The sequence below is a fragment of the Frankia nepalensis genome (genome assembly GCF_016786325.1).
In the GTDB taxonomy this organism is placed as follows: Bacteria; Actinomycetota; Actinomycetes; order Frankiales; family Frankiaceae; genus Pseudofrankia; species Pseudofrankia nepalensis.
Window position 1 is genome coordinate 51,758 of the sequence record NZ_JADWYU010000099.1, and the last position, 25,552, is coordinate 77,309.

Genomic DNA, 25,552 nt, shown 5'->3' on the forward strand with positions numbered 1-25,552 from the left:
CGACAACTCCGTTGGTCCCTGTGCCGGCATTTCTCAGTGCTCGTGGATGACGACGCCGCGGATGTTCTTTCCCTCGAGCAGGTCCCGGTAGCCCTGGTTGATGTCATCAAGGCCGTACCTGGTCGTGATGAGTTCGTCGACCATCAGCTCGCCGCCGCGATAGAGATCGAGCAGCCTTGGAATGTCGCGCAGTGGGTTGCAGCCGCCGAACCGAACTCCCTGCAAACACTGCTGGTAGCCCACGAGCGCGCCCGTGTTCACACCCAGCAGGTGATCCCGGGACCCTCCGGAGGTGATCGTGACCTGTCCCAGTTTTCCCACGATCGAGGTGGCCTGATTCAGAACCTGCTCGTCCAGGACACCGACCACGACGATCGCGTGGTCGGCACCCCGGCCCTGGGTCATCCTCAGCACGGCCGTGCGGGCGTTGCCGGCGGTCTCGAAGACATGGGTGGCGCCGAAGGTGAGTGCCTTTTCCCGCTTGAAGGCGACCGGGTCCACGACGACGACATGACGCGCTCCCGCCTGCCGGGCGCCCTGGACCGCGTTGCTGCCGACGCCACCGGCCCCGAAGATCACCACGGTGTCGCCTGCCGAGACGCCGGCGCAGTACACGGACGAGCCCCAGCCCGTCGGTACGCCGCAGCCGATCAGGGCGGCCACTTCGAAGGGAATGTCCTCGCCGAGACGGATGCACGAGGTCTCCGGCACCACCGCGTACCGCGAGAATGTTCCTAATCCGCACAGCGCCCCGACGTCCTCGGTTCCGTCGTGGAACCGGAAGGAACCGTCGGGAAGGTGCCCGGTCCGCGTGTCCGGGCCGTCGTCGCAGAGGTTCTGGTGGCCGGTCGAACAGTAGTGGCACCGGCCGCAGACGGGCAGGGAGGAACAGACAACGTCATCACCGGGGGCGACCCGGGTGACTCCCGGCCCGACCGACTCCACGATCCCCGCGCCTTCGTGACCACCCACGATCGGGTACCGCACCGGCGTCAGGCCAGTACGCACGTGCTCGTCCGAACGACACAGCCCGGCCGCCATGAACTTGATCCGTACCTCGTGCGCCCGCGGCGACTCCAGACGCAGATCGACCACGTCCCACCACTGCTGGGGTCCCCGGCACACCGCGGCACGCGTCGTGATCGTTCCCACCGCTGCCCCCTCACCCTCGATGCCTGACCTGGTGGCCTCGTGGTCAATCGGCTGGTAGCGCCGCAGGAGCGGACCCCCTGGTCGATTGTGTAGTGTGTACTAACTGTCTAAATGGCGCAAGGAGAGTTCGTGGCTGCCGGAGCCTCGTGATCGGAGAGGTCGCGCTCGCCGGGCGGCCGGGAGCTGGGCTGATCGCCCTTGGGCGTGCGCAGGCGCGTGCGCTGCCTGACGCTCGCCCATCGGCGTGGATTTTGTATATAAAATCCGAACGGCCGGGCAGGGATCGGAGGTGGGTGGTAGCGATCAAAGCACTCTGGGAGAAGGAGAGCCGTGCCTCCCGACGCCGCCGCCCGCTGAGCCGGCGGCGGTGGGAGACCTCGTGACGGACGGGCTCCTGCCCGAGGGTCAGCGGACACGCGCGGTGCCGCCGGTTATGGGCGCGCTCGGGCTCGCGGCGCTGCTCACCGGGGCCGCACTGCCCACGGTCGATTTCTTCATCGTGAACGTCGCGCTCCCGCGGATCGACGCGGATCTCCACGCCTCGACGTCCGCGCTGACCCTGGTCGTGGCCGGGTACGCGATCTCCTATGCGCTGCTGCTCGTCATCGGTGGGCGCCTCGGTGACCGGCTTGGCCGGCGGCGGCTCTTCCTCACCGGCCTCGCCGCCTTCGTCGTCGCCTCGCTGGCCTGCGGGCTCGCGCCCGGCATCGTGGCACTGGTCGTCGGCCGGGTCGCGCAGGGCGCGTCGGCGGCGCTCATGCTCCCGCAGATCCTCGCCACCATCCAGAGCACGACCGAGGGGGAACAGCGCGCCCGGGCAATCGGCCTGTTCAGCGCCGTGGGCGGGATATGTGTGATCGTCGGCCAGGTCCTCGGCGGTCTGCTTGTCGCCGCGTACATCGCTGGCGCCGGGTGGCGGCCGATCTTCCTGCTGAATCTGCCGATCGGGGTTGTCGCGCTGGCGCTCGCCTGGCGGACGGTGCCCGATACCCGCTCAGCCACACCGGCGCCCGTCGACTGGCTCGGCACCCTCGTGTTCGGCGCCGCGACGCTCGCTCTGCTGGTGCCGCTGGATCTGGGGCGGACCTGGGGCTGGCCATGGTGGACCTGGTTGCTGCTGGGCGTCGCGGTGTCCGCGGGGGCGTTCCTCGTCCGGGTGGAACGGCGGGCGGAACGTCAGGGCCGTGCCCCGCTGCTGCCGCCTTCCCTGCTGCGTGTGCCGAGCATGTGGAAGGGCCTGCTGATGAACTCTCCATGGTTCGGCGTGTTCGGTGGGTTCAGTTTCGCGTACACGGTGACCTTTCAGGACGCCCTGCGGCGTGGGCCCCTGGAAGCCGGGCTCGGCCTCGCGCCCATGGCGCTGGGCGCTTTCCTCGCCGCGATGCGCAGCGCGCGGGTCGTCACCAGAATCGGCGGTCCGCGCGTGGTGTCGCTCGGGGCGGCGATCCAGGGCCTCGGCATCTTCGGCACGATGACGGCGACGTTCGCCGCGTGGCCGGGTCTGGGCGCGGCGATCCTCATCCCCAGCATGTTCGTCACCGGCGCCGGCCAGGGGCTGGTGATGACGGCGCTGTACCGGGTGGTGCTCTCCCGGGTGCCACCGGATCTCGCCGGAGCGGGCAGCGGGGTACTGACCACCAGCCAACAGGCCGTGACCGCCCTCGGGGTCGCGGTCATCGGCAGCCTGTACGAGGCCCTGGCGACCCCGTCCTCGCTCGGCCCGCGTGACGCGTTCCTGGTCGTGCTGGGAATTCAGCTGGCCGTTGTCGCGCTCGTCGCATGCTTCGGCCGGACACTTCCCGACCTGCCGGAACACGCCGAGCGACCTGCCCGAACACACCGACGGCTCCCGACAGCCGAGAGGCTCGCACGGTAGACCGCTATCTGGACGCCGACGCCAACGTACCGGCCGGTCGGCTCGGGGAAGGCATGCGGATGTCGGGTGGGTACGCCGCCCGCCCGCCCGTGGCGGCCGGCGTCACCTTGCCCGGGGGGCGCTGGTCGTCGGCGTCACCGTGACCGTCGCCGTCGGCTGGGTACTGCTACTGCTCGCCCTCGGCCTCGCTGCAGGCCTGCTGGCCCGTGTCTAGGCGAACCGGCGGTCCGTCAGGCAGGCTCGCTGAACCGCAGTATCAGGCCACGACTCGACCCGATGATCGAGTTCTGGGCTCACCGACACCGCATATACGCATAGCTCGCGAAAGTGCAGGTAGGGCGTCTGTGGGGTAATGGTTCGTGTCGGCCGGGTTAGTTGAACCCCCACGCCCGTCTACGCAGTTCAGAGACGATGTTGATCTCTTACGTTGTGTCCGAGGGGGGTTCAACCCACTCGTACATGATTGGTATTCGAGAGGTTTTCGACCTCTCGCTCCTGGCGACGGGCAACGGGACATGCTGATGATCCGTAGATGATTTGGCTGTTCAGGCGTCATGCGCCAAGGCGTGCGGTGTCGAGGTGTGGGCCGATGGTCCGAATCCGGGTTCTGGCACGGTACAGGGTGTGAGTGCGCGCGGGCGGAGCGCGGTCGGCGGGCTGGAGCTGGATGCGTTGGCCGTCGAGTTGGCGTTGTGGCACGCCGATCTGGCGGCGCGGCGTGAGGATCTCGATGTCCTTTCACGGGCCCTGTGGGCCGCAGACGCGGCAGAGCGAGCGCGTTGGAACGCATTGCTGCGTGCAGACTTGGGTGGGTGACTGCGACAGCTAACCCCGAGCCCGTGACCTGGTCCGACGGGCTTCGTGCAGTGATCTTCGATCTGGATGGCACGTTGCTCGACCACGAGAGCTCGGCCGTCGCGGCGTTGCGCCAGTGGGCGCCGCGGCTCGACGTCGAGACCGTCACCGACACGCCGCTGGCCGCCTGACCCGCAGCACGGTGCCCTCAGTCACCCGCGCGTGCGCGGCCGCGTGGGCTCGCCCGGCGAGCACGCTCATCGTGTCCCGCTCTCCTCGTAGCCGGCCCGTCAGTACGACCTTGGCAAGCCGAGGCTGTGCTGCGCGACGTAGTTCAAAATCATTTCCCTGTTCACGGGCGCGATCCGCAGCACGCGCGCGAGCCCCCACATCGGTACCAGGCCGAACTCGACCGACATGCCGTTGCCGCCATGGGTCTGGATGGCCGCGTCGACCGCGGCGAGCGCGGCCTCGGCCGCCGCGTACTTCGCCATGTTCGACAGCTCTGCGGCGGGCTGGCCGTGGTCGTGCGCCCACGCCGCCTGCCGCGTCATGAGCTGCGCGAGTGATGTCTCGATCTTCGCCTTGGCGAGTGGGTGCGACACCCCTTGGTGGGCGCCGATCGGCACGGTCCAGACCTTGCGCGACCGCGCGTACTCGACGCCTCTGTCCAGGGCGTGACGGGCAATGCCCAGGCAGATCGCCGCGCCGGTAATCCGTTCCGGGTTGAGCCCGTGGAACACCTGTCGGAAGCCGTCACCGTGCGTTCCGACCAGCGCGGTTGCGGGTATCCGAACGTCGTCGAAGAAGACCATGAACTGCTTTTCTGGGATCTGGGCGGCGACCGGAATCGGACTGGCGGTGAGCCCGGGAGTGTCGGTCGGGACGATGAAGAGGGAGAGCAGCCCTCGGCCGTCCTCGCGGATGCCGGTTCGTGCCGCGACGAGCACCGCGGCCGCCTCGTCGAAGCCAGAAATGTAGTACTTCTGGCCGTGGAGCACCCACTCGTCGCCGTCGCGCTCGGCGGTCATCGACAGCCGATGAGTGTTGGTCCCGGCCTCCGGCTCGGTGATGGCGAAGACCATTTTGTGCGAGCCGTCGCACAGGCCCGGCAGCCAGCGCTCCTTCTGCGCGTCGTCCCCAAACCGGGCGATCACCTCGCCACTGATCGCGGACGAGACGAGTAGGAGCAGCAACGGGCAGCCGACGCTGGCGCTCTCCTCGCAGACGGCGGCGAGCTCGGTGATCCCGCCTCCTCCGCCGCCGTACTCCTCCGGGAGGTTCACGCCGACGAAGCCCGCCTTCGCCAACTCGGTCCATGCCTGCGTGGTGGGTGCGTTCGCCTGTGCCCGCCCGCGGTAGTACTCCCCGCCGAATGGTTTCGCGATCGCGGCGACGGCTGTCCGCAGCGCTCGCAGCTCCTCGCTGTCCGCCAGATCCACTCGCACCCCTAGTGACTCATCGATGACTAGCTCGGGTCATGGGTGCAGAAGTTCCCGAAGATTCCCCTCAGTTTCTGCCCCGCAGGAGCCAGTTAGTGAATGTAGAGTCACTTTGGCGGTGACGCAAGTCGTCGGTGGACCGCCGGCCGCGGGCGTGCCCCACTGGCGCGTCGTTGGCATGGGGGTCGACGCGTACGCGTCGGTCACCGGTGGTGAGGTCGATCGGTCATCGAGGCGCGAGAGGGCCGCCACGCGCCCGGCCCCGCCGGCGGCCAGCGGCAGTTGAGCCTGGCCGGGAAAAGATCACGCGCTCGGTCGGGTGCGCGCTGAACAGGAGAGAGGAACGCCGCGCCATGCCTCTCGTCGAATACGATCAGGGCACCCGTGGGGTGGCCACCGTCATAGTCAACGACCCCGCGACGCGTAACGCCCTGAGTGACTGGATGCTCGACGAATTGATCGGTCGGCTTGAACAGGTACGGGCGGACGACTCCGTTGGAGTAGTCGTGCTCGGATCCGAGAGCGTCGCCGCGTTCCGTGCGAAGCGGCAGTCGCGTTGGTCGGGGGGCAATCCCACCGGAGAGTGGTCCTGCTCGTTTCCGCCCTGAAGTCGTCAGCGTTGAACATTCCTTGAGGCGGAAGTTCCGTGGTGGCGCTCGCGGCCGTGAGTCGGCGGCGACCGGCGGCTGTGGCCGGCGTCACCCTCCATGGTTCGCTCGCGCTGTTTGATCGCGACCTGCCGAGTTTCAGAGAGCTCCGTGCTTCCGGAACACATCATCCACGCGGCCAGCGCGGGAGACCTGCGTCTCAACTGAGAGAGTTACTTCCACATAGCTAATACTATCTCGGTGAGTGCCCGAGCGTTGCGTCGGTTTCTGCGGCGTTGCGCCGTCGGGCCCGCCGCTGCTCCTGGCTTCGGAGTGGGGTTCACGCGCCGGGACCGGGACTCGGCGAACCGCGGAGGTGGTGTCGGAGATGACCGAGCTGGTGGTGGTGGCCGGCGCCGTGGATAGTGCCGGTCGGGCCGGCGGCGATCGTCTGGTGGGGACCGCCGAGACGGCTGACACGGTGGCGCGGGAGCTGATGGGGCTGCGGATCGACCCGGGCAGCGGCCGTGGCGAGCTCGTGGCTGTCCCGCACCTTCTTAACGCGGTCGGAGGGCTGTGGGGCGGCGCGGGGTTGGCTGTTGCTCTCGCCCTGGGCGCGCAGGTGCTGGAACGGCCACCGCTGCGGGCAAGTGTGCAGTACATCAGCCCGATTCGAGCCGGCGAGCGGCTGGAGCTTCGGGTGGAGCCTGGCCACCATGGCCGACAGCTGTCACAGGCCGTCGTCCGCGGCACAGTGGAGGGACGGCTGGCCCTGGTCGCCACCGGAACCTTCGGGGAACAGGCTGGCGATGGCCGCTCAGGCGACGCGGTCAGTATCCCGGATGGACCCGCGGACCGGCAGCTGGTGGCCCCGCCCGCTGGGGTGCCGGCGCCGGAACAGTGCCCGGAACGGACGGTGCCGGCCGACCCACCGGGGGCGGCGCCAGGAATGCGGGGGTGCTTCGAGGAACGCTGGGCGCGTCCGATGCCGCCGGAGCTGACGGGTAGTCCGTCCGATGGGCGTAGCGTTCTGTGGCTGCGCCCACGGGCGCACCTGCCGATGTCGGCGGTTCTGCTCGCCTTGCTCGCGGATTTCGCTCCCGCCGCCATCAGCGTGGCACGCGGCGTGCACACCTACGGTGCCAGCCTCGACAACAGCATCCGGGTCGTCGATGTCCCGACGGACCAGGCTGGCAATGAACAAATCCGCTGGGTGTTGCTCGACGTCAGGGTCGAGGCGCTTGTGCGCGGCGTCGCGCAGCTCCACACGCGGATGTTCGACGAGGACGGCCGCCTCCTCGCGACCGCCGGCCAGTCCATGATCGAGAGTCGACCGCCCTGGCTCTGACGCCGTGCCCCTGGCGACTCGACGCATGGCGACGAGGACAGGGGAGCGACGTACCGCTGGTGGCCGGATGACCGCCAGAGGGCTCCTCTCGGCCCGGCAGCCGAGAGACATAGCACGTGCTATTGTCGGTCGGCACCGACAGGCTCCGGCTGACCACGACGTGATCACATGAGGGCGGCATCTGGGCTGGACTCCAGGAGGACGCCGATGGACACACCTGTTGTCGATCCGACCCCTGCGGAGGCACGCCCCTGACGCACGATCTGGTCATTCGCGGCGGCCTCGTCGTCGATGGGTCTGGCAGTAAGCCGGCGCCCGGCGATGTCGCCATCGACGGGGACCGCATCACCGAGGTCGGGCCGTGCATGGTGTGAACGCCGGTGGCCTGGTCGGGCACTGCGCGGTCCGCTGTGCCCGCCCTGTTCAGCGCCGACGACCGCGGCGCGCTTCGCCCGGGCGTGTTTGTGGACTTGAACGTGATCGACCTTGATGGACTGCGCCTGCATGCCCCCGAGTACGTCCACGACGTTTCCGGCGGCGTCGGCCGGTTCGTGCAACGGCCCAGCGGATACCGCTGGGCCCTGGTCAACGGCCCCCCGACCGCCGAGGACGGCCAACCCACGGGCGCGCTGCCCGGCCAGCCGCTACACGGAGACAGCCAGCCGAGACGCTGCGGGTTATGACGGTTCCTCGTGACAGATGAGGGAGAGGGAATCGGCAATGCCGATCAAGGTGGATGTGATGTTGTCGAACTCGGTCGTGGACGCGGCCGAGCGGGCCCGGGCGTTGGAGCGCGCCGGTGTGGATGGGGTGTTCAGCTTCGAGAACTCGCACGACCTGTTCTTCCCGCTGGTCGCGGCGGCTCCGGTGTGCTCGCTGGACCTGATGACGAACGTCGCGATCGCCTTCCCACGCAGCCCGCTGCATCTGGCGCACGCGGCCTATGACCTGCAGCTGCTGTCGCGGGGCAGGTTCCGGCTCGGGCTCGGCTCGCAGGTGCGGGCGCACGTGGAGAAGCGCTACGGCGCCCGGTGGGGCAAGCCGGTGGCGCAGATGCGCGAATGGGTGCAGGCGACGAAGACGATCCTGAACAGCTGGCAGGACGGCACCCGGCTGGACTTCCGCGGCGAGTACACCACCCACACCCTGATGACTCCGGCGTTCAGCCCGGGGCCGAACCCCTACGGGGTGCCGAAGGTGCTGGTGGGGGCGCTTGGGCCGAGGATGAACCAGATGGCGGCCGAGGTAGCCGACGGGATCCTGGTGATGCCGTTCAACAGCGACCGGCACATGCGGGAACGCACGATGCCGGCGATCGAGGCCGGTCTGGCCGCCGCTGGCCGTAGCCGCGCCGACCTGGAGATCACCGCCGAGGTGATCGTCGCGGTCGGGCGGACCGAGGAGGAACTGGCCGCGGCGAGGGCCGCGCGCGGCCTGCTGGGGTTCTACGGTTCGACGCCGTCCTACCGGCCGGTGCTGGAGGTGGAGGGCTGGGGTGACCTGCAGCCCGAGCTCAACGCGCGCTCCAAGCGCGGCGACTGGGCCGGCATGACCGAGCTGATCACCGACGAGATGTTCGAGACGATCGCCGTCCACGGCACCCCCGACCAGGTGGCCGACGAGATCATCCGCCGCTACGGCGACTGCGACCGCGTCTGCGCCTACTTCCCCGGCTACCAGGTCGGCGATGACCTGATCGGCGACCTGGCGCGGTCGCTGCATGCCGCGTCCGCGAAGGCAGACGGCCAGGACGCCGTGGCCGGGGCGGTGGCGCTGTGACGGTCCTGTTCGACCTCACCGACGGGGTCGCGACGCTCACCCTGCACCGACCCGAGGTGCGCAACGCGTTTGGCGGCGCGATGGCCCGCGACCTCGTCGCGGCCTATGAACGCTGCGACACCGACGACGCGGTCCGCGCGGTCGTACTGACCGGCACGCCGCCGGCGTTCTGCGCCGGCGCGGACATGACGTCGGGCGGGGACACGTTCGCCAGCCCCGACAGTTCGACGTTCAGCGCGGCGGGGCTGGGCATGCCGGCGTGGCGGGTGCGCAAGCCGGTCATCGCGGCGGTCAACGGCCACGCGATCGGCATCGGCTTCACCCTGACCCTGCAGTGCGACATCCGGATCTTCGCCGCCGACGCGAAGTACGGCATCGTCCAGGCCCGCCGAGGCGTCCTCGGTGACGCCTACTCGCACTGGACGCTGCCCCGGATCGCCGGCATGTCCGGCGCGGCGGAGATCCTGCTGACCGGGCGGACGTTCAACGGCCAGGAGGCGCACGGCCTGGGTGTGTGCAGCCGGGTGCTGCCGAACGACGAGGTCCTGCCCGCCGCGCTCGCGCTGGCCCGCGACATCGCGGCCAACACCGCCCCCCTGTCCGTCGCCTACAGCAAGCGCCTGCTCTGGGACAGCTGGGGCCTGGACCCGGCCGGCGTCGAGGCACGCGAGACGGCGGCGCACCACCACACCATGGGCGCGCCGGACGCCAGGGAAGGCGTCCTCGCCTTCCTGGAACGCCGCCCGCCGCGCTGGCGGGGCAGCGTCGCCACCGAGTGGTCCGACGACTGACGCACGCCCGTCGCACGCCCCAGCGGAAGGAACTCGACTATGGACAACGGCGTGACCCAGCCGGTCGCGATCGTCACGGGCGCGAACACCGGCATCGGCCTCGAAACAGCCCTCGGCCTGGCTGAGCAGGGGATGCGGGTGGTAGCCACCGCGCGGGACCCACGTCGCGGCGCCGAGGCGGTCGCCGAGATCGAGCGCCGGACCGGCAGGACCGTCGACCTCGTACCGCTCGACCTGGCCTCGTTCGCCTCGATCCGCCGGTTCGCCGCGACCGTGCTGGAACGCTACCCGCGCATCGACGTCCTCGTGCACAACGCCGGGCTCGCGCCGGGCGGGCACCGCTGGGAGACGGCGGAGGGCTTCGAGGCGGCCTTCGGCGTCAACCACCTCGGCCCGTTCCTGCTGACCGGCCTCCTGCGGGACCGGATCGTCGCGAGCGCGCCGGCCCGGATCATGATCGTCTCGTCCGGCGCCTACCGCATGGCACCGGACGGCCTCTGCTTCGACGACCTGCAGCACCGGGAGAACTTCCACACGCTCCAGGTCTACGCGGAGTCCAAGACCGCGAACATCTATTTCACGCACATCCTCGCCCGCCAGCTTGCCGGCACCGGGGTGACGGTCAACGCCGTCAACCCGGGCTACGTCGCCACGCAGCTGGGTCAGCCCCGCGAGGCCGACCTCGCCCACGCGGTCGCCGTGCCGCGCGACAACGCGGCGTCGAGCGCCGTGCTCGCGAACCTCCCGGAGCCGATGACCGCGGCGCGGGGCGCGATCCCGTCGATCACGCTGGCCACGGCCGCGGAGCTGGCCACGACGACCGGTGTCTACTTCGACCGGACCAGGCCGGCGACGCTGACCCCCGTCGCCGCTGACCTCGACCTCGCCCAGCGGCTCTGGGACGAGAGCGAACGACTCGTCGCCCTGCACCCCGCCCACTGACCCCCGGCGACCACGGCCGCCCGAGGCGCTGGCCTCGGGCGGCCGGACCCACCGCGCCGCCCCTGGGCGCGCGGCAGTTCTGATCATCTTTCTTGGCGTCCCAGACAGGCCGACGGCTGGCTCGTCGGCCGCGAGGAGTGATGCAACGTGTCCATCGGTCTCGACGAGGACCACGCCGCGCTGGCGGACGCGGTGCGCGGCTTCGTGTCCCGGCACGCTGGGTCCGAGCGGGTCCGGGCGGGGCTGGATCGGTGGGTCGCGGGCGCGGCTCCCGACTACTGGCGGGCGATCGTCGAGCAGGGCCTGACCTGGCCGCACCTGCCGGAGAACCTCGGCGGCGCCGAGGCGGGCGAAATTCGTCCAGAATCTTTGGCGCCGACGCTGCGGACTCGGCACCGATGCCAAACCCAGCCGTCGGCTCACGGCGGAGTTCCCCGAGTTCGCCTTGGCTGTCTGGCCAGGTAACCAACCCGTCGTGGTCATGCCTCCGGCCTGCTCAACGAGACAGCGCCGGTATTCTTGACACGCCGCTAGATGCAATGCATAGTATTCGCTATGTTGACCCCGCCGTGTGGGTGCCATACCCACAACGAGGCTCGACGTGCCGCGGGCAGTGGATCGACTCGCCGCGCCGCGTCGCCTGGGGCGGGCACGCGACGGAGCGGCACCGCCCAGTGGCCGGGGTGCTTCCGTTGGTGGGATACCTTCGTCAGATAGGGCAATGACGCTGTGGAGCGACTGATATCCGCCGACTCGCACGTCCAGATGACGCACGAGCAGGTCAAGTACCATCTCCCTTCGCGCCTGCACGAGGCGTATGACAAGGCGTCCGGTGACTATGAAGCCAGGATGAACCGGGGCGCCGGCGCGGCGAACCGTGCCGGCGCCAAGGGAGGTCAGGCCAGCTCGGCATCCAACGCGGTATTCGGTCGTAAGGCCTACTACGACCCGGTGGCGCGCCTGGAGGACATGGACACCGATGGCGTCGAGGCCGAGGTGCTCTACAGTGAGGTCAGCGCATTTCGCTACCTGGCCTCCGTCGAGGGCGGCGTCGACGAGACCGTCCAGGCGTTCAACGATGCGCTGGCTGACTTCGCCAGCACCGACCCCAATCGGTTGATTGTCTCCTACCAGATCCCGATCCACGATATCGATCTCGCGGTCCGCGAGGTCCAGCGGGTGGCGGCCAAGGGCGGTAAATCGCTCCAGATGCCGGTTTTCCCGAGCGAGTTCAAGCTGCCGGAGTACTTCGACGAGCGGTATGCTCCGCTGTTCTCCGCGATCGAGGAGACCGGGCTGCCGATCTGCTTCCACATCGGCCTGAACACGAACCTGGCAGACCTGTTCATGCGGGACCCGACCCCGAACAAGGGGATCGCGGTCCCGCTGGTGCCGCTGATGACCGCCGAGGCTCTCGGTATGATCATCATGGGTGGGGTGCTTGAGCGCCACCCGCGGCTCAAGGTGGTCTTCGTGGAGCCCGGCCTGGCCTGGGTCGCCTGGTGGCTGGAGACGGTGGACGACATGGTCCGCCGGCAGGGCTACAAGTTCCCGGCGATCAAGGAAATGCCGAGCGAGTACTACTATCGCAATGTCTTCCTGACGTTCATCGACGAGAGCGTCGGCCTCCAGCGCGTGCGCGACCTGCTGGGCGTCAACAACATCATCTGGTCGACTGACTTTCCGCACCCGGTGACCAGCTGGCCCAACTCCCGGGCCGTGGTCGACAAGATTTTCACCGGTATCCCGGCCGAGGAGCGCAAGGCCATGGTCTCCGGCAACGCGGCCCGCGTCTGGAATCTGTAAGCAGGGTCGTAGACGGCGCGGCGCGACCTCCGCTCGCCCGGGACCGAAGGCCAGGACGGCGTTTCGGCGTTCTGAGGTCCGTAGAAGCCAGGCATGCTGAGCAGGCCCGCTGGGGCCGGCTCACACCGCGCTGGGCCGCGTCGGGAGCGTAAGGCCAGGCGGGGACTACATCGCCATTCCGGTGCCGGGCGCGCCGCCGTCGGCCTGGACGAGTCTCCTGCCTGGCCGGCCGCGCTCCCCGGTGACCGGGTTGAGGCGTCTGGTCCAGGGCTTCCTGGTCTGGAAGCCAGGACCGGTCACCTGGCCCGCGCAGATCCTGGCGGGTTCCGCACGTATTCATCGGAACTCGGCCTGGGATGACCGGCGCCGTGTGACAGCCCGCTTCGCGGGGCCCTGGTAATCCCCACCCGAAGAGGTGCGAAGACGACGCCGGCCTCAGCATTTCTCGGTGCCTTAGCCGGTGGTGGTTCCTGTGGTTATGACATCGCCGCACCAGTAGCCGTCTGACCGGGCTGGGTCCGAGATGACCTGCCACTGGTCGCCGGACGGGCTCACCTGGACGAAGTTGACACACCTCGCCGGGTCGGCCGGGTGGCGTATGTCATTTGGTGGGATCAGGCCGCCCGCGGTGTAGTCGGGCACCTGGCGCAGGCCCTCGATGAACTTCTCCCGCGTGGGGCAGTCGCCGGCGAGGCTCAGGCCGAGCAGCATCTCGTCGGCGGCGACGTACCCGGCCAGGGCCAGCTGGTCCTGGGGGTTGGTCAGCTCCGGCGCGTAGGTGTCGACGTTGCGCAGGTAGGTGTTCATCGCCTCGGTCCCGAAGGCCGAGTACGAGACGACGACGGTCATGCCGGCCAGTGCCTGCCCCTGAGAGGCCAGTATGTCCGCGTCGTATCCAGTGGCGTTCATCGCCAGCTTGAGTCGCAGGGGCCCCAGGAGCGGGTAGAGCTCGTAGAACGGGTCGGCCTGGATCGTCCCGATGACGCCGTTGGCCCCGCTGTCGCGGATCGCGTCGGCGACCCGGGCGGGGCTGGAGATGCCCTTGGTGATGTCCAGCGTGCCGACCACCTGGACGTTCTGGCTCTGCAGACTCGTGACGACGTGCGCGGCCAGGCTGGCCGACGCCTGGGCCTGCTGGTCGGTGAGCACGAACACCTTGCTCGCGCCCTGGGCATTGGCGAACTGGCCGTACGTGGTGACCGCCTGGTTCTGGTTGAAGATGTTGCCGAAATGGAACGCGTTCGGGTAGTTGCTCCACTCGGCGGAGGTGGCGACGCCGACGACGGGTACGCCGGCCTTGGCCAGCCAGTCGAAGGACGCCGGCGTCAGCGCGATTGTCTGTGCCAGCAGCGCGAGGACGCCCTGCCCGTCGCTGTCGTCGAGCAGGTCATGGGCGGCCAGGGAAAACACGTCCGCGGTGCCCTGGTCGTCGCGCCAGTCGACGATGACCTTGCGGCCGTTGACACCGCCGGCGGCGTTGGCCGCCTCGATCCGGGCCGCCACGGCACCAGGAGTGGCCTGGAAGCCACCGACGACGGCGCCGCTGTCCGGGTAGATGAGCCCGATCCTGATCGTGTCCGCCGTGACACCGGGCGAGACACACCCGCCAGCGCCGTCGCCGCTCGGATCCGACGAACCGTCCGCGCAGCCAGCGAGCACCGCGGCCAGCAGCGCAAACGTGGTCACGACGCTCGCCGTCGTTCCGGGTGCTAATCGCTGACGAACCATCGGCTGGATACCTCCAGTGGAGAGTCGATTCAGGCACTGTTACGCCGCGGCGCGCGGCAGGTCCGGGAGCACCACCACCGCGCCGCCGACCCGAGGCGGTCCGGCTGGACTGCCGGACGGTGCAGGCCGCCGTGGTCCGGCGGACACCTCGGAACCCGATCCGGAGAAGAAGAGCAGGGGCGGCCGGAGCGGGGCCGCGACCGACACGCTCGGCGTTCTCCGCGGGATGTTGCCGGTGCGCGGTGAGGGTGGTGCGTGGGCGCGGTTGGTGGCTGCTTGTCGGTAGCATTCGGGCGGTGCGAGATCCTCTGACCCCGGCGCGTGTGGTCGCCGCGGCGACGTTGTTGCTGGAGCGGGACGGTTTCCGGCAGTTCTCCATGCGTCGGTTGGCGGCGGAGCTAGGTGTGGCGCCGACTGCGATCTACTGGCACGTCGGTAACCGGGATGAGCTTCTCGACGTCATCGCCGATGAGGCTCGGGATGTTCTCGGTAGGGTGAGTACGGTCGGACAGTCGCCGTTGGAGCGGGTCATGTCGACTGCTTCGGCACTGGTGGCGAACATCAACGAGCACCGCGGGTTGGTGGAGTTGGCCCACCAACGTGGGATCTTGCTGGCGTTGCTCGGGCCGGCTCGACAAGCCCTCGCGGCGGAGTTCGCCGCCGCCGGGCTGGGCGGGCTGGGGATCGTTGACGCGACCAACGCGGTCGTCCAACTTGTTGGTGAGCATGTGACGTTCGAGCACTATGCGCGGAGGTGGCCTGAGCAGACGGTGGGTGACGGTTTCGACGCGAGTGCGGGTGGGGTTCTGGACGAGGCCGCTTCGGCGGCTCTCGCGCGGAGCCCGGATCGTGATCGAACCTTCGTCGTCATGCTGCGGGCCCTGGTCGCCGGGTTGTTGGCGGAGTCCGACTCCTCGGGTGGTGCCGACGGTCAGGCGGTGACAAGGACCTCGGCGGGTGATGGTCCGATCCGTGCGGCTGCCCAGGGGCGATAGATCAGGGCGACAGGCCGGACCGGCGGGGACGGACGGATCAACCGCCTCCCCAGCCCCCCCGCCATCATCTTCTCGAAGTGGTCCATCAGACTGGCGAGCGCGGCGGCCGGGTTCAGTTCCAGCACCTCGCTGGGCTCATCGTAGATAAGCGAGTGCCCGGCCGGGAAGAAGTACACGTCTCCCGCGGTGGCGACCTCGTCCGGCCAGTCGGTGCCTGGGTATACAGCACGTAGCCGCCCGCGGAAAACATATCCGTAATGCGGGCAGTTGCATACGCCGCCTGGTAGCCCCTGATATCCTGGAGTGCAGTCGACGGGGGCGGGGACGACGGTGTAGCCGACCTCCATGTCTCCCCACTGAACGGAGCGGAAGCCTGTGTGCGGCCACCGGCCGTCGCCGTTCTCGGGTAACTCCTGGGGCTTCATTACCGGCATCGGTTTCTCCTATGGGTGGTGAAGGCGTCTTCGCCTTTCCGGTTCCCGGTTGACGTGAGCGTCGCGGTTGGCGGGTCGATCGACGACTACGTCCTCCGACTCCAACGGCTTCGGGTCCATGCGGCCAGGCCACCGTAGCAGCCACTATGTTGCGGAGGCAATATGACCCGGTGGTCACCGGTCTCCGCGGGTGCCGAAGCTGCCCGTCGGCGAGCGGCGCGCGGCTGGCCGTCGCCGCCTCGGGGCGGTCGACCCGACGCGAGGACCACGCGCGTTCCCCGGCGGGCCGGCAGCTCACCGGTGGCTCGACCGATTCCGGCCGAGCCACCGGTGATCACGGCAGCGCGTTCGGGGAGGGACTGTATGTCCGCCTTCTCGACTTCCGATCCGTCCGCGGCGTGCGCCGGGCGTGCGGTTCAGCTCGCGGTGAGACCATTGTCAATGGCGTAGACGGCGCCAGTCACCGAGCGGGCCTCGTCGGAGCCGAGGAAGGCGAACAGCGCCGCGACCTCGTCCGGCTCCGTCCTGCCGCGATGACCACCGAGCCTGCCGAGCAACCGCAGGTCGACGTCGGCTGGGAACGTGCCCGCCGCCGCCATGGGCGTGTTCGTCGCCGCGGGCGCGATGGCGTTTACCCGCAGCGGCCGCTTGAGATACTCGACGGCAAGGGAGCGCGTCAGCGCCACCAGCCCACCCTTGCTCATCGAGTAGGCGGCCGCGTACGGCACGCCTTGCAGCCCGGCGTGCGAGCTGACGTTGACGATGTTGCCCGAGGTCGCGAGCAGGTGCGGGATGGCGGCCTGAGCAAGGAAGAACGGGGCGTCGAGGTTGACCGCCATCACCTGTCGGTAGTGCTCGACCGTGATCTCGGTGGCGTGTCCCGTCGCGTGGACGCCCGCCACGTTCCCGAGTACGTCGATCCGCCCGTACCGGTCGAGGCAGCTGGCGACGACGTCGGTGGCGGCGCCTGGATCGGTGAGGTCCGCGCGCAGCGTCGACATTCGCTCACCGGCGCTCGACGCGGTGCCGACAAGGCCGTCGCCGGATATGTCCACGCCGAGCACGGTGCCGCCCTCCGCGACGACGCGCCGGGCGATCGCCCGCCCGATGCCCGAGCCGGCACCGGTGACGATCGCGACCTTGCCGGAGAAGCGGTTCCCGACAGCGGCGGCCGCGGTCTGGCCTTTCATGACGTCCACGGGCAGATCTCCCGGCGGTCCACAGCCTCGCGGCTAGTTGTACCGGCGCATCAGGGTCACGTTGAACCCGAACCACTGTGCCGGGTCGAGGATGAGTTGGTGGACGGCATGGGCCTGCTCGTCGGAGTTGCCCGCGCGGCTGTCGTACTCGAAGACGATGTTGTAGTTGTGCTCCGCGAGCCAGGCGCGGGCCTCGTCGATGTCGGCGATCTCCCAGACCAGCGGGCCGATCTGACCGGGGCCGCGCTCGAGCTTCGCGGCGAAGCCGCCCTGCCCGTCCACCGGGGCGACCAGCTCGATGTGCCCGTCGAAGTCGGTGGCCGACAGCACCGGTGCGTTCTGGATGGGGTGCGGCTTCGGCAGCTTGAGGCCGAAAACCTCGTTGAACTGCTCGACAGCCTTCTCGATCTCGTCTTCGCGGACGACGAGTTCGACCCGGTTGAAGCCCAGAATGTGCACTGTTCCTCCTGTGTGCTTGATGACGGATGGGTACGGGCCGGTCTTCCCAGGACGCGCCGCCGCGGCGAGACGCGCGCCGCCGCCGGACCGACGCGTCTACCAGGACGCGCCGCGCGCGCCGCCGCCGTTGACGGTCAGGACCTGACCGCTGACGTAGCGGGAGTCGTCCGAGGCGAGGAACGCGACCACGTCGGCGACGTCCTCCGGCTGGCAGACCCGGCCCGCGGCGGACGCGGCGCCGAACCTGCCGATCATCTCGTCGTCGAAGATCTCACGGATGCCTTCGGTGAGGACGAACCCGGGCGCCACCACATTGCTGCGGATGCCGGCCTGGCCAAAGTTGGTCGCCGTGTACATCGACAGGGTTTCGAGCGCGGCCTTCGCGGTGCCGTAGGCGACCCGGGTCGCCGTCGCCGCGTGGGCCGCGCCCGAACTGGTGTTGATGATCGAGCCGCCGCCGGTCTTCGTCATCACCGGAATGGCATGACGGCAGCCGTAGACGGCGGCCATCACCACGACGTCGAAGGTCGCCCGCCACATCCAGTCGGGAGTACGGACCGTGTCGGTGTCCTCGGCCGAGGAGCGGACCGCGTTGTTGTGCAGGATGTCGAGCCGGCCGAAACGCTCGACGGCGGTCTCGACGAGGGCCGCCACGGCGGCCTCGTCGGCGACGTCCGCCTGCCGCGGTACGACCGCGTCGCCGATCTGTTTGGCCACGGCCGTCACGCCGTCGAGGTCGAGGTCGGCGGCGACCACCGACGCGCCCTCGGCGGCGAGGCGGCGCGCGGTCGCGGCACCGATGCCCCGGCCGGCGCCGGTCACGATCGCGACCTTGCCCGCGAGACGGCCGCTCATCGCTGCACGCCGCTGTAGTTCACGATGATCGACTCAGGGTCGGCCGGGTCGGTGAAGCCGAAGCCGGTCATCCAGAGCTGGCCGTTCTGACGCCAGGTGAGGTCGAAGGCGGCGCCCCGAGCGGTGATGGTCCACTCGAATGGCCCCCAGGTCGTGCCGCCGTACCCGTCGTAGGTGATGGCGTAGGTCCCGGGGAACCCGTTCCTGGTGTCGCCGATCGCCCGGCCGGGCAGTGCTTCGTCCTGCCCGGACACCGCCGACATCATCGAGCAGTAGTAGGCGTCGATCGTGTACGGGTCGCGGATGGTGTAGCGCACGATCCCGGTGGGCGCCGCGTCGCCGGTCCAGCCGCTGACCAGGACCGTCGAGGGCGAGTCCTCGTCGCGTAGGCCCATGCCGCGCCAGACGGCCTCGCCGCCGATGTTCGCCTCGAGGTCGACCAGCGCCGTGCCTCGGGTCTTGACGTCGAGTTCGACGCTGAGCTCCGAACCGTCGTCGAGGCGCACCGAGGCCTGGTGATGGCCGGCCGCGTCCAGCGCGCCCTCCGGGAAGTCGAGGAACGCCGTTCGCGTGCGGCTCTCGTCGGCCGGGTGGCCGGGCACCAGGTAGGTCACGGTGACTCGTTCCGGTGTGTCCGGGTTCCACGCGCATTTCGCCGCCGCGAGCGTGGCCGGCGCGATGTCGTTGGTCATCTGGTTCCGCCTGTCATGAGTAGTGAGCAGCGCTCGGGCCGGCTGTCGGGTTCAGCCCACCGGGTCGCCCATCCGGGCGAACACGTCGGTGATGTTGTCGCCGAGGAATCGTGCCCGGACATCGTCGGGCACCTTTCCGAGCTGGTTCTCGATCAAGGTGATCGGATCCGCGTTGCCCTCGCCGTGGGGGTAGTCCGACGAGAACACCATCACCTCCGGAAAGGCCGTCAGGAGTTCGGCGACGTCGAGGTCTCCCATACCGATCAGTGGCGACGACCGCACGTTGTGCCGAACCATTTCGCCGACGGAGCGTTCGAACGGCCAGCCGACGGTCGTGTGGCTGAGCCGGTCGATCCGGGTGACGAAGGACGGGAACCAGGAGTTCTGGATTTCCTCGCAGAGGACCGTGAGGTTCGGGTGGCGGCCGAACACGCCACCGAAGAGCATCGCGGCGAGCATCTTCTCCGGAGTGTGGTGGCGCATCGAGTTGGCGAAGGAGAAGAACCCGCCGACGCCGGTGCTCGTCGGATCGAGCCAGCCCGCATTGCCCCAACCGCCGTCGAAGTTGGCGGGGGCGTTGCCGACGTGCAGGATCGCCACCATGCCGAGACTGGTCGCGGCCGACCAGATCTTGTCCCAGTCGGGGTGGGCGGGGCTCACGCCGCCGGCGGGCTCGGCGCGGATCCAGAACGCCCGGCTCCCTCGCGCGCGCATCCACGTCAGCTCACGGACTGCCCGGTCGAGGTCGCTGAAATCGACCATGCTCACTGGGAAGAGCCGGTCGGCGCCATCTTCGAGCCGTTCGGCAAGAAAGTCGTTGCACAGCGTCACGGCGAGCGGGCGGTCGTCACCCATGTGCTCGCAGAGCGCGAAGTAGGACCCCGGGTTGACGAGTGCCTTGTCGATGCCGATCCGGTCCATCCAGCCGAGCCGCTCGGCCACGCTGGACACGACGAATCGCGGCTCCCGCTCCCCGGGAACCGTCGCCTGCTCGGACGCCGACCGGTTGGCATCCGGAAGAAACGCCTGGACGGCGTAGGCCGGCGGCCGGGAGTCCTCCGGGGTCGCCCGGTACAACTCTCCGGCGATCGCGTGGGTGATGTCCTCGTCGGTCGAGGGAAAGCGGTCGGCGAATCGCCGTAGCGGATGCTCTTGCGGCGTCAGGGAGACCTCGAGATGACAGTCCACGTCGAAAATCATGATCTTCTCCTGCTCTCGCGAGTCCGACCGGGAATCAAGGTGCCCGCGGTAGCGCGGCCGTGGGCGGAACGGTGGAACGGCTTGAGGGTGAGGCCGTGCGGTGGCGCGCCACCATGACAGTCCGCCGGGTTGACGGCCATGGCGTCCTGGTCCTCGTGTCGATCTCCGAGGGCGCCGGAGCGGTGCTGAGACTGTAACAGGCGTAACATTCCAGGTGAAGATGGTGGTTGCTATGGAGTTGTCCGCTGTCTTGATCCGGGCCGCATGGTCCGCGCGCCGGTCGACACCGGCGATGACCGGCCTTGGCCGTATCACCTCGGTGGCTGGCGGACCATCGAGTGGCCGCCAGGTTCGAGGGCGACGGTCCGCCCACTGGCCGGACGCGCGTCGACCCGCGACGCGGCTACGGTGCGCGACTGGCCGATCATCCTGACCTGGGTGGCCAGCCAGTCGTCTTGCGTTCCCGCCGCCACTGAACCGGTCTCGGTCTCGGTCGCGGCTGGCGGTCACGGTCGCCGAGCTCATCCGCGGCCCGATCATCCGCTGCCTTCGGGCGATGCCGGGCCGTGCCCGTCGCGGACGCGGGAGACCTTCGTCGACGCGGGGGCGCGGGGTAGCGATGGAAACATAGTGAATGCTACCGTGTCCCAGCTCACACACTTGACCCGGGCGGCTGCTTCCTCAGGTGGTCAGCCGTGCCCAGCGCACGGCGAGCGGCGGGCCGCCCTCTTGCTTAGCCGACCCGGAACCGGGCCATCGGCCCGTCACGACACACCAGGAGTTGATCATGCTTGATCTGCCACGGAGCCCGTGGCCGGACGGGGCGCGTCCGCCGGCCGCGTCCGGAGGGTTGGTGGGCGCCCGCGCGTACCTCGTGGACGGGGGAGTGGACGGGGGACTGGTCTTATGCTGACGGCGACACGAGGTGCCCGGCGGCGCGGGCTGAGCATCGCGGCGGCCGTCCTGGCCATGGGACTGGCGGCGTGCGGCTCCTCGGACGACGCGGCCCCGCCAGACGACTCGAACGCTACGACGGCTGGCCCGTCGGCCGGACCGTCGTCCGGCTGGAGCGACGGTGGTTTCAAGGTCAACGCCGCCGACCTGAAGTGCGGGTCCAAGGCCGCCGACCCGACCCGGGGGGTCACGCCGGACAGCATCACCATCGGCGGCCTCGCCTATCTGACCAGCCCCAACGGCAGCTCGATGGCCGGTACCGACGCCGGTGCGAAGGCGCGGTTCGAGCGGGCGAACGCCGAGGGCGGAGTACACGGCCGGAAGATCAATTTCATCGGTGTGCTGGACGACGGCCAGGACGTCGCCCGGAACACGCAGCAGGCCAGCCGGCTCGTCGAGCAGGACAAGGTCTTCGCGGTCGTGCCGCTGATGACCAGCAACACCGGCTACCTGGACACCTTCTGCGGCAACGTGGTTCCGTTCTTCGGCTGGGGATTCAACCAGGGCTACTGCTCCACGGCGATCGGCTTCGGTATCACCGGATGCCAGTTCGCCCCCGGGAACATCGCCAACAACTCCCTGGCGTACTCGGTCAACTCCATGTTCGAGGGCGAGCCGGCGAGTCGCACCGTGGCGTTCGTCGGCGTGGACAACGATTCCGCCCGGGCTGGCGTCAAGACACTCGCCGCGTACGCGAAGGCGGGCGGCCTGGACGTGGTCTACGCAGAGAATCCCACCCCAGCCGCCGGACTGACCGACCCGACGCCGGTCGTCCAGGCCATCATGCGTTCGAACAAGGGCGCGCCACCGGACGTCGTCTATCACGTGACCGACTTCCAGTCGACGCTGAAGCTGACCACCGCGCTGAAGGCGGCCGGGTACCCGGGAAAGCAGCTCAGTCCGACATATGACCCGCGGCTGGCTGGGCTCAAGGACCTCGACGGCGCCTACGGCAACGTGCAGTGGCTGCCCGCGATCGACGACTCGAATCCGGTGATCAAGCAGCTGCTCGCGGACCTTGCCGCGTACGCGCCTGACCAGGCACCGACCCTCTCGACCATGGCGGGCTACTACGCCGCCGACATGTTCCTCACCGCCGCGGAAAAGGTCGGACCTGACCTGACGGTGGACAAGCTGCTGTCCGTCCTCAACAACAACTACACCTATGAGCTTCCGGGCGCGCTTCCCGAGACCCGGTGGCCGCTCAACCACGTCATCTCCGCTCCGTGCAGTTCGGTGGCGCAGATCAAGGATGGCGCCTGGCACGTCGTTGGCCCGCTCAGCTGCGGTTCCGTGATCGTCGCCAAGAAGTAGCTGCCAACCCGGACGGGCCAGCCGCCAGACGGCGGCCCGGCCCGTCCGGAGCGTGGCTGTGGATCATTTTCGATCATGCTGATGAACGTGCGGCGGCCGGGTGCGTAGCCCGGCCGCCTCCGTCCTCGGCGCCCAGTCGAGCATCGCCGTCCACCCCGACAGGCCCGGCGTCAGGGCGGCAGAGAGGAGGCTCCGGGCCGCGCGGTCCGGTGAACGGCGAGTCGTTCGGCAGCACGGCCGGCCCTCGCCCTGCCCTCGCCCCGTCGTCGGTCACGACGCCGGCGCGGATCGCCGTCCGGGGTCGTTCCTGTCGCCAGTTCCAACCGAACGATCGTTCGGCTCGCCGGTAGAGTGCTGACCGGGCGGGACGGCTGACGGCGGGAGCGGGGCCAGGTGGACGACGGCGTTACCAGGGGGAGCGCGGCCGGACGGAGATCACCGGACTCGGCCGAGCCGCCACGGCGTCGCGCCTCGTCGCGCGGCGGGATCGAGGTGGTCCTGCAATCCGCCATCTCGAACTTCGCGCGCGTCGGCTACCACGGCACGTCGATGCGCGACATCGCGGGCGATGCCGGGATGACGGTGGCGACCATCTACCACCACTTCGCCTCGAAGCAGGAGATCCTCCAGGCGATCATGGCCGCGACCCTGCGCGACGTCATCGCCCTGACGCGCCGGGCGCTGGTGCACGCGGGCGGATCGCCCGCGGAACAGCTGACCGCCCTCGTGAGCGCATGGATTCTCTTCCACACGGACCGTCAGGCCGAGGCACTCATCGGGGCGAGCGAACTGCGCAGTCTCGACACCGCCGGCCGTCGCCTCATCGTCGCGCTACGCGACGAGCAGGAGGCGATGTTCCGCGATGTGATCGAGCACGGCACGCAGCGCGGTGAGTTCCTGACGCCGTACCCCGTCGAGGCGGCCCGGGCCATCATCAACATGGGCTACTCGGTCGCCGCCTGGTACCGCGCCGGGGCCGGCGTCACCCCAGCGGAGATGGCCGCTCGCTACTGCGAACTCGCGCTGGGCGTCGTGCGCGGGCCGCGGACGCCAACCCCCTGAGCCCTGCCGACTGGGACCGGCCTCGCGACGGTGAATCGTCTACCATCGAAAACCGAGCGGTTGTTCGGTAAGTTGAGGAGGTGGCGCCCATGGCCGCCGGGCCGCTGGCCGCCGATCTCGATCTTGTGGGTCTCGCCGCCTACCTCGGTCCCCGGGTGGACGGCGGGCTCGCCGGCCCCTTGCGGGGTCGTCTGCTGGCGGGCGGACGTTCCAATCCGACGTACGAGGTCGACGACGGTGTCCGCCAGTGGATCGTGCGCCGGCCGCCCTACGGCGACGTGATGGCCTCGACGCACGACATGGGGCGCGAGTCGCGGGTGATCCGCGCGTTGCACGGCTCATCCGTCCCGGTGCCCGCGGTCGTGGCGCGCTGCGCGGACCCCAGCGTGATCGGGGCCGACTTCTACGTCATGGAAAAGGTCGACGGCCGGACCTACCGGACGCGGGAGGACACGCGACTACTCGCGCCTGACCAGCGGGCCGAGCTGTCCCGGTCACTCGTCGACACGCTGGTGGCGCTGCACACCATCGACCCGGCGGCCGTCGGGCTGGCCGACTTCGGGCGTCCCGACGGCTACCTGGAACGCCAGCTCTCCCGCTGGCGGCGCCAATGGGAGAAGGTGCGTACCCGCGACCTCCCGGCCTTCGACTCTCTCGCCGACTTCCTCACCCGATCCATTCCCGACCGTCGTCTTCCGGGAATCGTCCACGGCGACTACAAGATTGACAACCTGATGGTCGACCACGCCGACCCGAGCCGGATCGTGGCGGTGCTCGACTGGGAGATGGCGACGCTCGGCGACACCCTCGCCGACGTGGGCATGCTCCTGAGCTTCTGGGACGAGCCGGCCCTGCCGTACAACCCGATCACCGCCGGCGCCACCGCGCTGCCGGGCTTCCCCGATCGCCGTGGTGTCCTGTCCGCGTATGCCGAGCGCCGCGGCATCGACCTCGGTGACATCGAGTGGTACGTCATTTTCTCGGACTTCAAGCTCATGGTCATCCTGGAGCAGATTCATGCCCGGCATCTTGAGGGCGCAACGGTGGGGGAGGGTTTCGCGGACATCGATCCCATGGTGCCGGCGCTGCTGGAACGGGCGCTTGCGCGGAAAGCGGAGTCCGGCGACCCGCCTTTGCGCGGCTGAGCCAGCCGCCGATAGGTCCGGCGGCTCACTCTCTCGACGTCTCCCGTCCAGCGGGCACCGGGAACCAGGAGGAACAGGCGTGACAGCCTTCGAGCACATCCGTCTCGAAACGGTGGACGGCATCGCCACGATCACACTGAGCCGGCCCGAGGCACTCAACTCGTTCACGGACACCATGGAGGGCGAGCTCATCGCCGCCTACGACCTGGTGGACTCCGACGACAGCGTCCGCGCGGTCGTCCTGACCGGCGCCGGGCGCGCGTTCTGCGCCGGCATGGACCTCGGTGACGGCGGCGCCGCCTTCGACGTGTGGTCGGCGAGCGGATCGGGGCCCGAGGGCGCGCGGCCGCGCGACGACGCCCTGCGCCGCGACGGCGGCGGCCGGGTCGCGCTGCGCATGTACGAGGCGCGGAAACCGATCATCGCGGCGATCAACGGGCCCGCGGTCGGCGTGGGCATCACGATGACCCTGGCCGCCGACTTCCGGCTCGCGGTGCCGGCGGCGAAGATCGGCTTCGTCTTCGCCCGCCGTGGCCTCGTCCCCGAGTCGTGCTCGAGCTGGTTCCTTCCGCGGCTGGTCGGGATGCAGACGGCGCTCGACTGGATGTACAGCGGGAGGATCTTCACCTCCGAGGAGGCGCTCGCCGCGGGGCTCCTCCGTGGCATCCACGAACCCGCCGACCTCCTGCCGGCCGCGCGCGTGCTCGCCGACTCCCTCACGAGGGAGTCGGCGCCCGTGTCGGTGGCGCTGACCCGCCAGCTGCTGTGGCGCATGCTCGGCGAGACCCACCCGATGCGCGCGCACGAGGCCGAGACCCTCGCCATCAACGTCCGAGGAGTGAGCGCGGACGCGCGTGAAGGCATCAGCGCCTTCCTCGACAAGCGCCCGGCGGCGTTTCCGCAGCGCGTGTCGACGGACACTCCCGACCTGTCGGCCCAGCTTCCCGCGCCGGCCTATCAGCCGCCTCGCGCACCACGACGAGCCGGGTAACGGCGC

Annotated in this window: 24 protein-coding genes and 1 pseudogene; 15 read left to right on the forward strand and 10 right to left on the reverse strand. The window is 69.5% G+C overall.

The features are described from left to right. Positions 1-33: 33 nt before the first annotated feature. A complete protein-coding gene (locus I6A81_RS10380) occupies positions 34-1,152 on the reverse strand; it encodes an NDMA-dependent alcohol dehydrogenase (protein ID WP_307874571.1) in 1,119 nt (372 codons plus the stop codon). Positions 1,153-1,585: 433 nt separating this feature from the next. Between I6A81_RS10380 and I6A81_RS10385 the strand changes: the two genes are divergently transcribed. Continuing rightward, positions 1,586-3,028 (forward strand): MFS transporter, encoded by a 1,443-nt coding sequence (locus I6A81_RS10385; protein ID WP_238428820.1) that lies wholly within the window; start codon positions 1,586-1,588, stop codon positions 3,026-3,028. 812 nt (positions 3,029-3,840) lie between these two features. Beyond that, positions 3,841-4,014, forward strand: coding sequence for an HAD hydrolase-like protein (locus I6A81_RS10390; RefSeq protein ID WP_203002305.1), 174 nt, complete (start codon positions 3,841-3,843; stop codon positions 4,012-4,014). Between the two features lie 99 nt (positions 4,015-4,113). On the opposite strand, the gene I6A81_RS10395 is transcribed toward I6A81_RS10390, so the two are convergent. Beyond that, positions 4,114-5,265, reverse strand: coding sequence for an acyl-CoA dehydrogenase family protein (locus tag I6A81_RS10395; RefSeq protein WP_407661282.1), 1,152 nt, complete (start codon positions 5,263-5,265; stop codon positions 4,114-4,116). Positions 5,266-5,618: 353 nt separating this feature from the next. Between I6A81_RS10395 and I6A81_RS44795 the strand changes: the two genes are divergently transcribed. The 8 genes from I6A81_RS44795 (at position 5,619) to I6A81_RS10435 (ending at position 12,518) form a co-directional block, all read left to right on the forward strand. Continuing rightward, a complete protein-coding gene (locus tag I6A81_RS44795; RefSeq protein WP_203002303.1) occupies positions 5,619-5,873 on the forward strand; it encodes an enoyl-CoA hydratase-related protein in 255 nt (84 codons plus the stop codon). A 367-nt stretch (positions 5,874-6,240) separates the two neighbouring features. Next, on the forward strand, positions 6,241-7,200 hold the full coding sequence (locus I6A81_RS10405; RefSeq protein ID WP_203002302.1) for a thioesterase family protein: 960 nt from the start codon (positions 6,241-6,243) through the stop codon (positions 7,198-7,200). A 476-nt stretch (positions 7,201-7,676) separates the two neighbouring features. Then, the gene (locus I6A81_RS10410) at positions 7,677-7,883 is read left to right on the forward strand and encodes a hypothetical protein (RefSeq protein ID WP_203002301.1); all 207 of its coding nucleotides are present in this window, start codon (positions 7,677-7,679) and stop codon (positions 7,881-7,883) included. A gap of 37 nt (positions 7,884-7,920) precedes the next feature. Continuing rightward, on the forward strand, positions 7,921-8,979 hold the full coding sequence (locus I6A81_RS10415; protein WP_203002300.1) for a TIGR03617 family F420-dependent LLM class oxidoreductase: 1,059 nt from the start codon (positions 7,921-7,923) through the stop codon (positions 8,977-8,979). Further along, positions 8,976-9,770, forward strand: coding sequence for an enoyl-CoA hydratase-related protein (locus I6A81_RS10420; protein ID WP_203002299.1), 795 nt, complete (start codon positions 8,976-8,978; stop codon positions 9,768-9,770). The genes I6A81_RS10415 and I6A81_RS10420 overlap by 4 nt, the downstream gene beginning before the upstream one ends. A gap of 39 nt (positions 9,771-9,809) precedes the next feature. Next, positions 9,810-10,712 (forward strand): SDR family NAD(P)-dependent oxidoreductase, encoded by a 903-nt coding sequence (locus tag I6A81_RS10425; protein WP_203002298.1) that lies wholly within the window; start codon positions 9,810-9,812, stop codon positions 10,710-10,712. A 147-nt stretch (positions 10,713-10,859) separates the two neighbouring features. Continuing rightward, the gene (locus I6A81_RS10430) at positions 10,860-11,177 is read left to right on the forward strand and encodes an acyl-CoA dehydrogenase family protein (RefSeq protein WP_203002297.1); all 318 of its coding nucleotides are present in this window, start codon (positions 10,860-10,862) and stop codon (positions 11,175-11,177) included. Positions 11,178-11,477: 300 nt separating this feature from the next. Next, positions 11,478-12,518: an amidohydrolase family protein gene (locus I6A81_RS10435; RefSeq protein ID WP_203002296.1), complete on the forward strand. Its 1,041-nt coding sequence runs from the start codon at positions 11,478-11,480 to the stop codon at positions 12,516-12,518. A 165-nt stretch (positions 12,519-12,683) separates the two neighbouring features. On the opposite strand, the gene I6A81_RS44800 is transcribed toward I6A81_RS10435, so the two are convergent. After that, complete coding sequence (locus I6A81_RS44800) at positions 12,684-12,818, reverse strand: hypothetical protein (RefSeq protein ID WP_285222673.1); 135 nt, start codon at positions 12,816-12,818, stop codon at positions 12,684-12,686. Positions 12,819-12,971: 153 nt separating this feature from the next. After that, positions 12,972-14,204, reverse strand: a complete 1,233-nt coding sequence (locus tag I6A81_RS10440) for an ABC transporter substrate-binding protein (RefSeq protein ID WP_203002295.1) — start codon at positions 14,202-14,204, stop codon at positions 12,972-12,974. 338 nt (positions 14,205-14,542) lie between these two features. On the opposite strand from I6A81_RS10440, the gene I6A81_RS10445 reads away from it, so the two are divergent. After that, positions 14,543-15,241, forward strand: coding sequence for a TetR/AcrR family transcriptional regulator (locus I6A81_RS10445; protein WP_203002294.1), 699 nt, complete (start codon positions 14,543-14,545; stop codon positions 15,239-15,241). Positions 15,242-15,306: 65 nt separating this feature from the next. On the opposite strand, the pseudogene I6A81_RS10450 reads toward I6A81_RS10445, so the two are convergent. From I6A81_RS10450 to I6A81_RS10475, 6 genes and pseudogenes are all read right to left on the reverse strand, one after another. Continuing rightward, positions 15,307-15,675 (reverse strand): annotated as a pseudogene (locus I6A81_RS10450) (hypothetical protein); the annotation flags it as partial. 416 nt (positions 15,676-16,091) lie between these two features. Continuing rightward, the gene (locus I6A81_RS10455; RefSeq protein ID WP_203002315.1) at positions 16,092-16,865 is read right to left on the reverse strand and encodes an SDR family NAD(P)-dependent oxidoreductase; all 774 of its coding nucleotides are present in this window, start codon (positions 16,863-16,865) and stop codon (positions 16,092-16,094) included. A 42-nt stretch (positions 16,866-16,907) separates the two neighbouring features. After that, positions 16,908-17,333 (reverse strand): VOC family protein, encoded by a 426-nt coding sequence (locus tag I6A81_RS10460; RefSeq protein ID WP_203002293.1) that lies wholly within the window; start codon positions 17,331-17,333, stop codon positions 16,908-16,910. Between the two features lie 96 nt (positions 17,334-17,429). Next, a complete protein-coding gene (locus tag I6A81_RS10465; protein WP_203002292.1) occupies positions 17,430-18,188 on the reverse strand; it encodes an SDR family NAD(P)-dependent oxidoreductase in 759 nt (252 codons plus the stop codon). After that, positions 18,185-18,880: a hypothetical protein gene (locus tag I6A81_RS10470; protein ID WP_203002291.1), complete on the reverse strand. Its 696-nt coding sequence runs from the start codon at positions 18,878-18,880 to the stop codon at positions 18,185-18,187. The genes I6A81_RS10465 and I6A81_RS10470 overlap by 4 nt, the downstream gene beginning before the upstream one ends. Before the next feature lie 51 nt (positions 18,881-18,931). After that, a complete protein-coding gene (locus tag I6A81_RS10475) occupies positions 18,932-20,080 on the reverse strand; it encodes an amidohydrolase family protein (RefSeq protein ID WP_203002290.1) in 1,149 nt (382 codons plus the stop codon). A 906-nt stretch (positions 20,081-20,986) separates the two neighbouring features. Here I6A81_RS10475 and I6A81_RS10480 point away from each other — a divergent pair. The 4 genes from I6A81_RS10480 (at position 20,987) to I6A81_RS10495 (ending at position 25,546) form a co-directional block, all read left to right on the forward strand. Beyond that, positions 20,987-22,348 (forward strand): ABC transporter substrate-binding protein, encoded by a 1,362-nt coding sequence (locus I6A81_RS10480; protein WP_203002289.1) that lies wholly within the window; start codon positions 20,987-20,989, stop codon positions 22,346-22,348. A 492-nt stretch (positions 22,349-22,840) separates the two neighbouring features. Beyond that, positions 22,841-23,410, forward strand: a complete 570-nt coding sequence (locus I6A81_RS10485; protein WP_307874572.1) for a TetR/AcrR family transcriptional regulator — start codon at positions 22,841-22,843, stop codon at positions 23,408-23,410. An 89-nt stretch (positions 23,411-23,499) separates the two neighbouring features. Next, the gene (locus tag I6A81_RS10490; RefSeq protein ID WP_203002287.1) at positions 23,500-24,555 is read left to right on the forward strand and encodes a phosphotransferase family protein; all 1,056 of its coding nucleotides are present in this window, start codon (positions 23,500-23,502) and stop codon (positions 24,553-24,555) included. A 79-nt stretch (positions 24,556-24,634) separates the two neighbouring features. Next, positions 24,635-25,546, forward strand: a complete 912-nt coding sequence (locus I6A81_RS10495; RefSeq protein WP_203002286.1) for a crotonase/enoyl-CoA hydratase family protein — start codon at positions 24,635-24,637, stop codon at positions 25,544-25,546. The last annotated feature ends 6 nt before the right edge of the window (positions 25,547-25,552 follow it).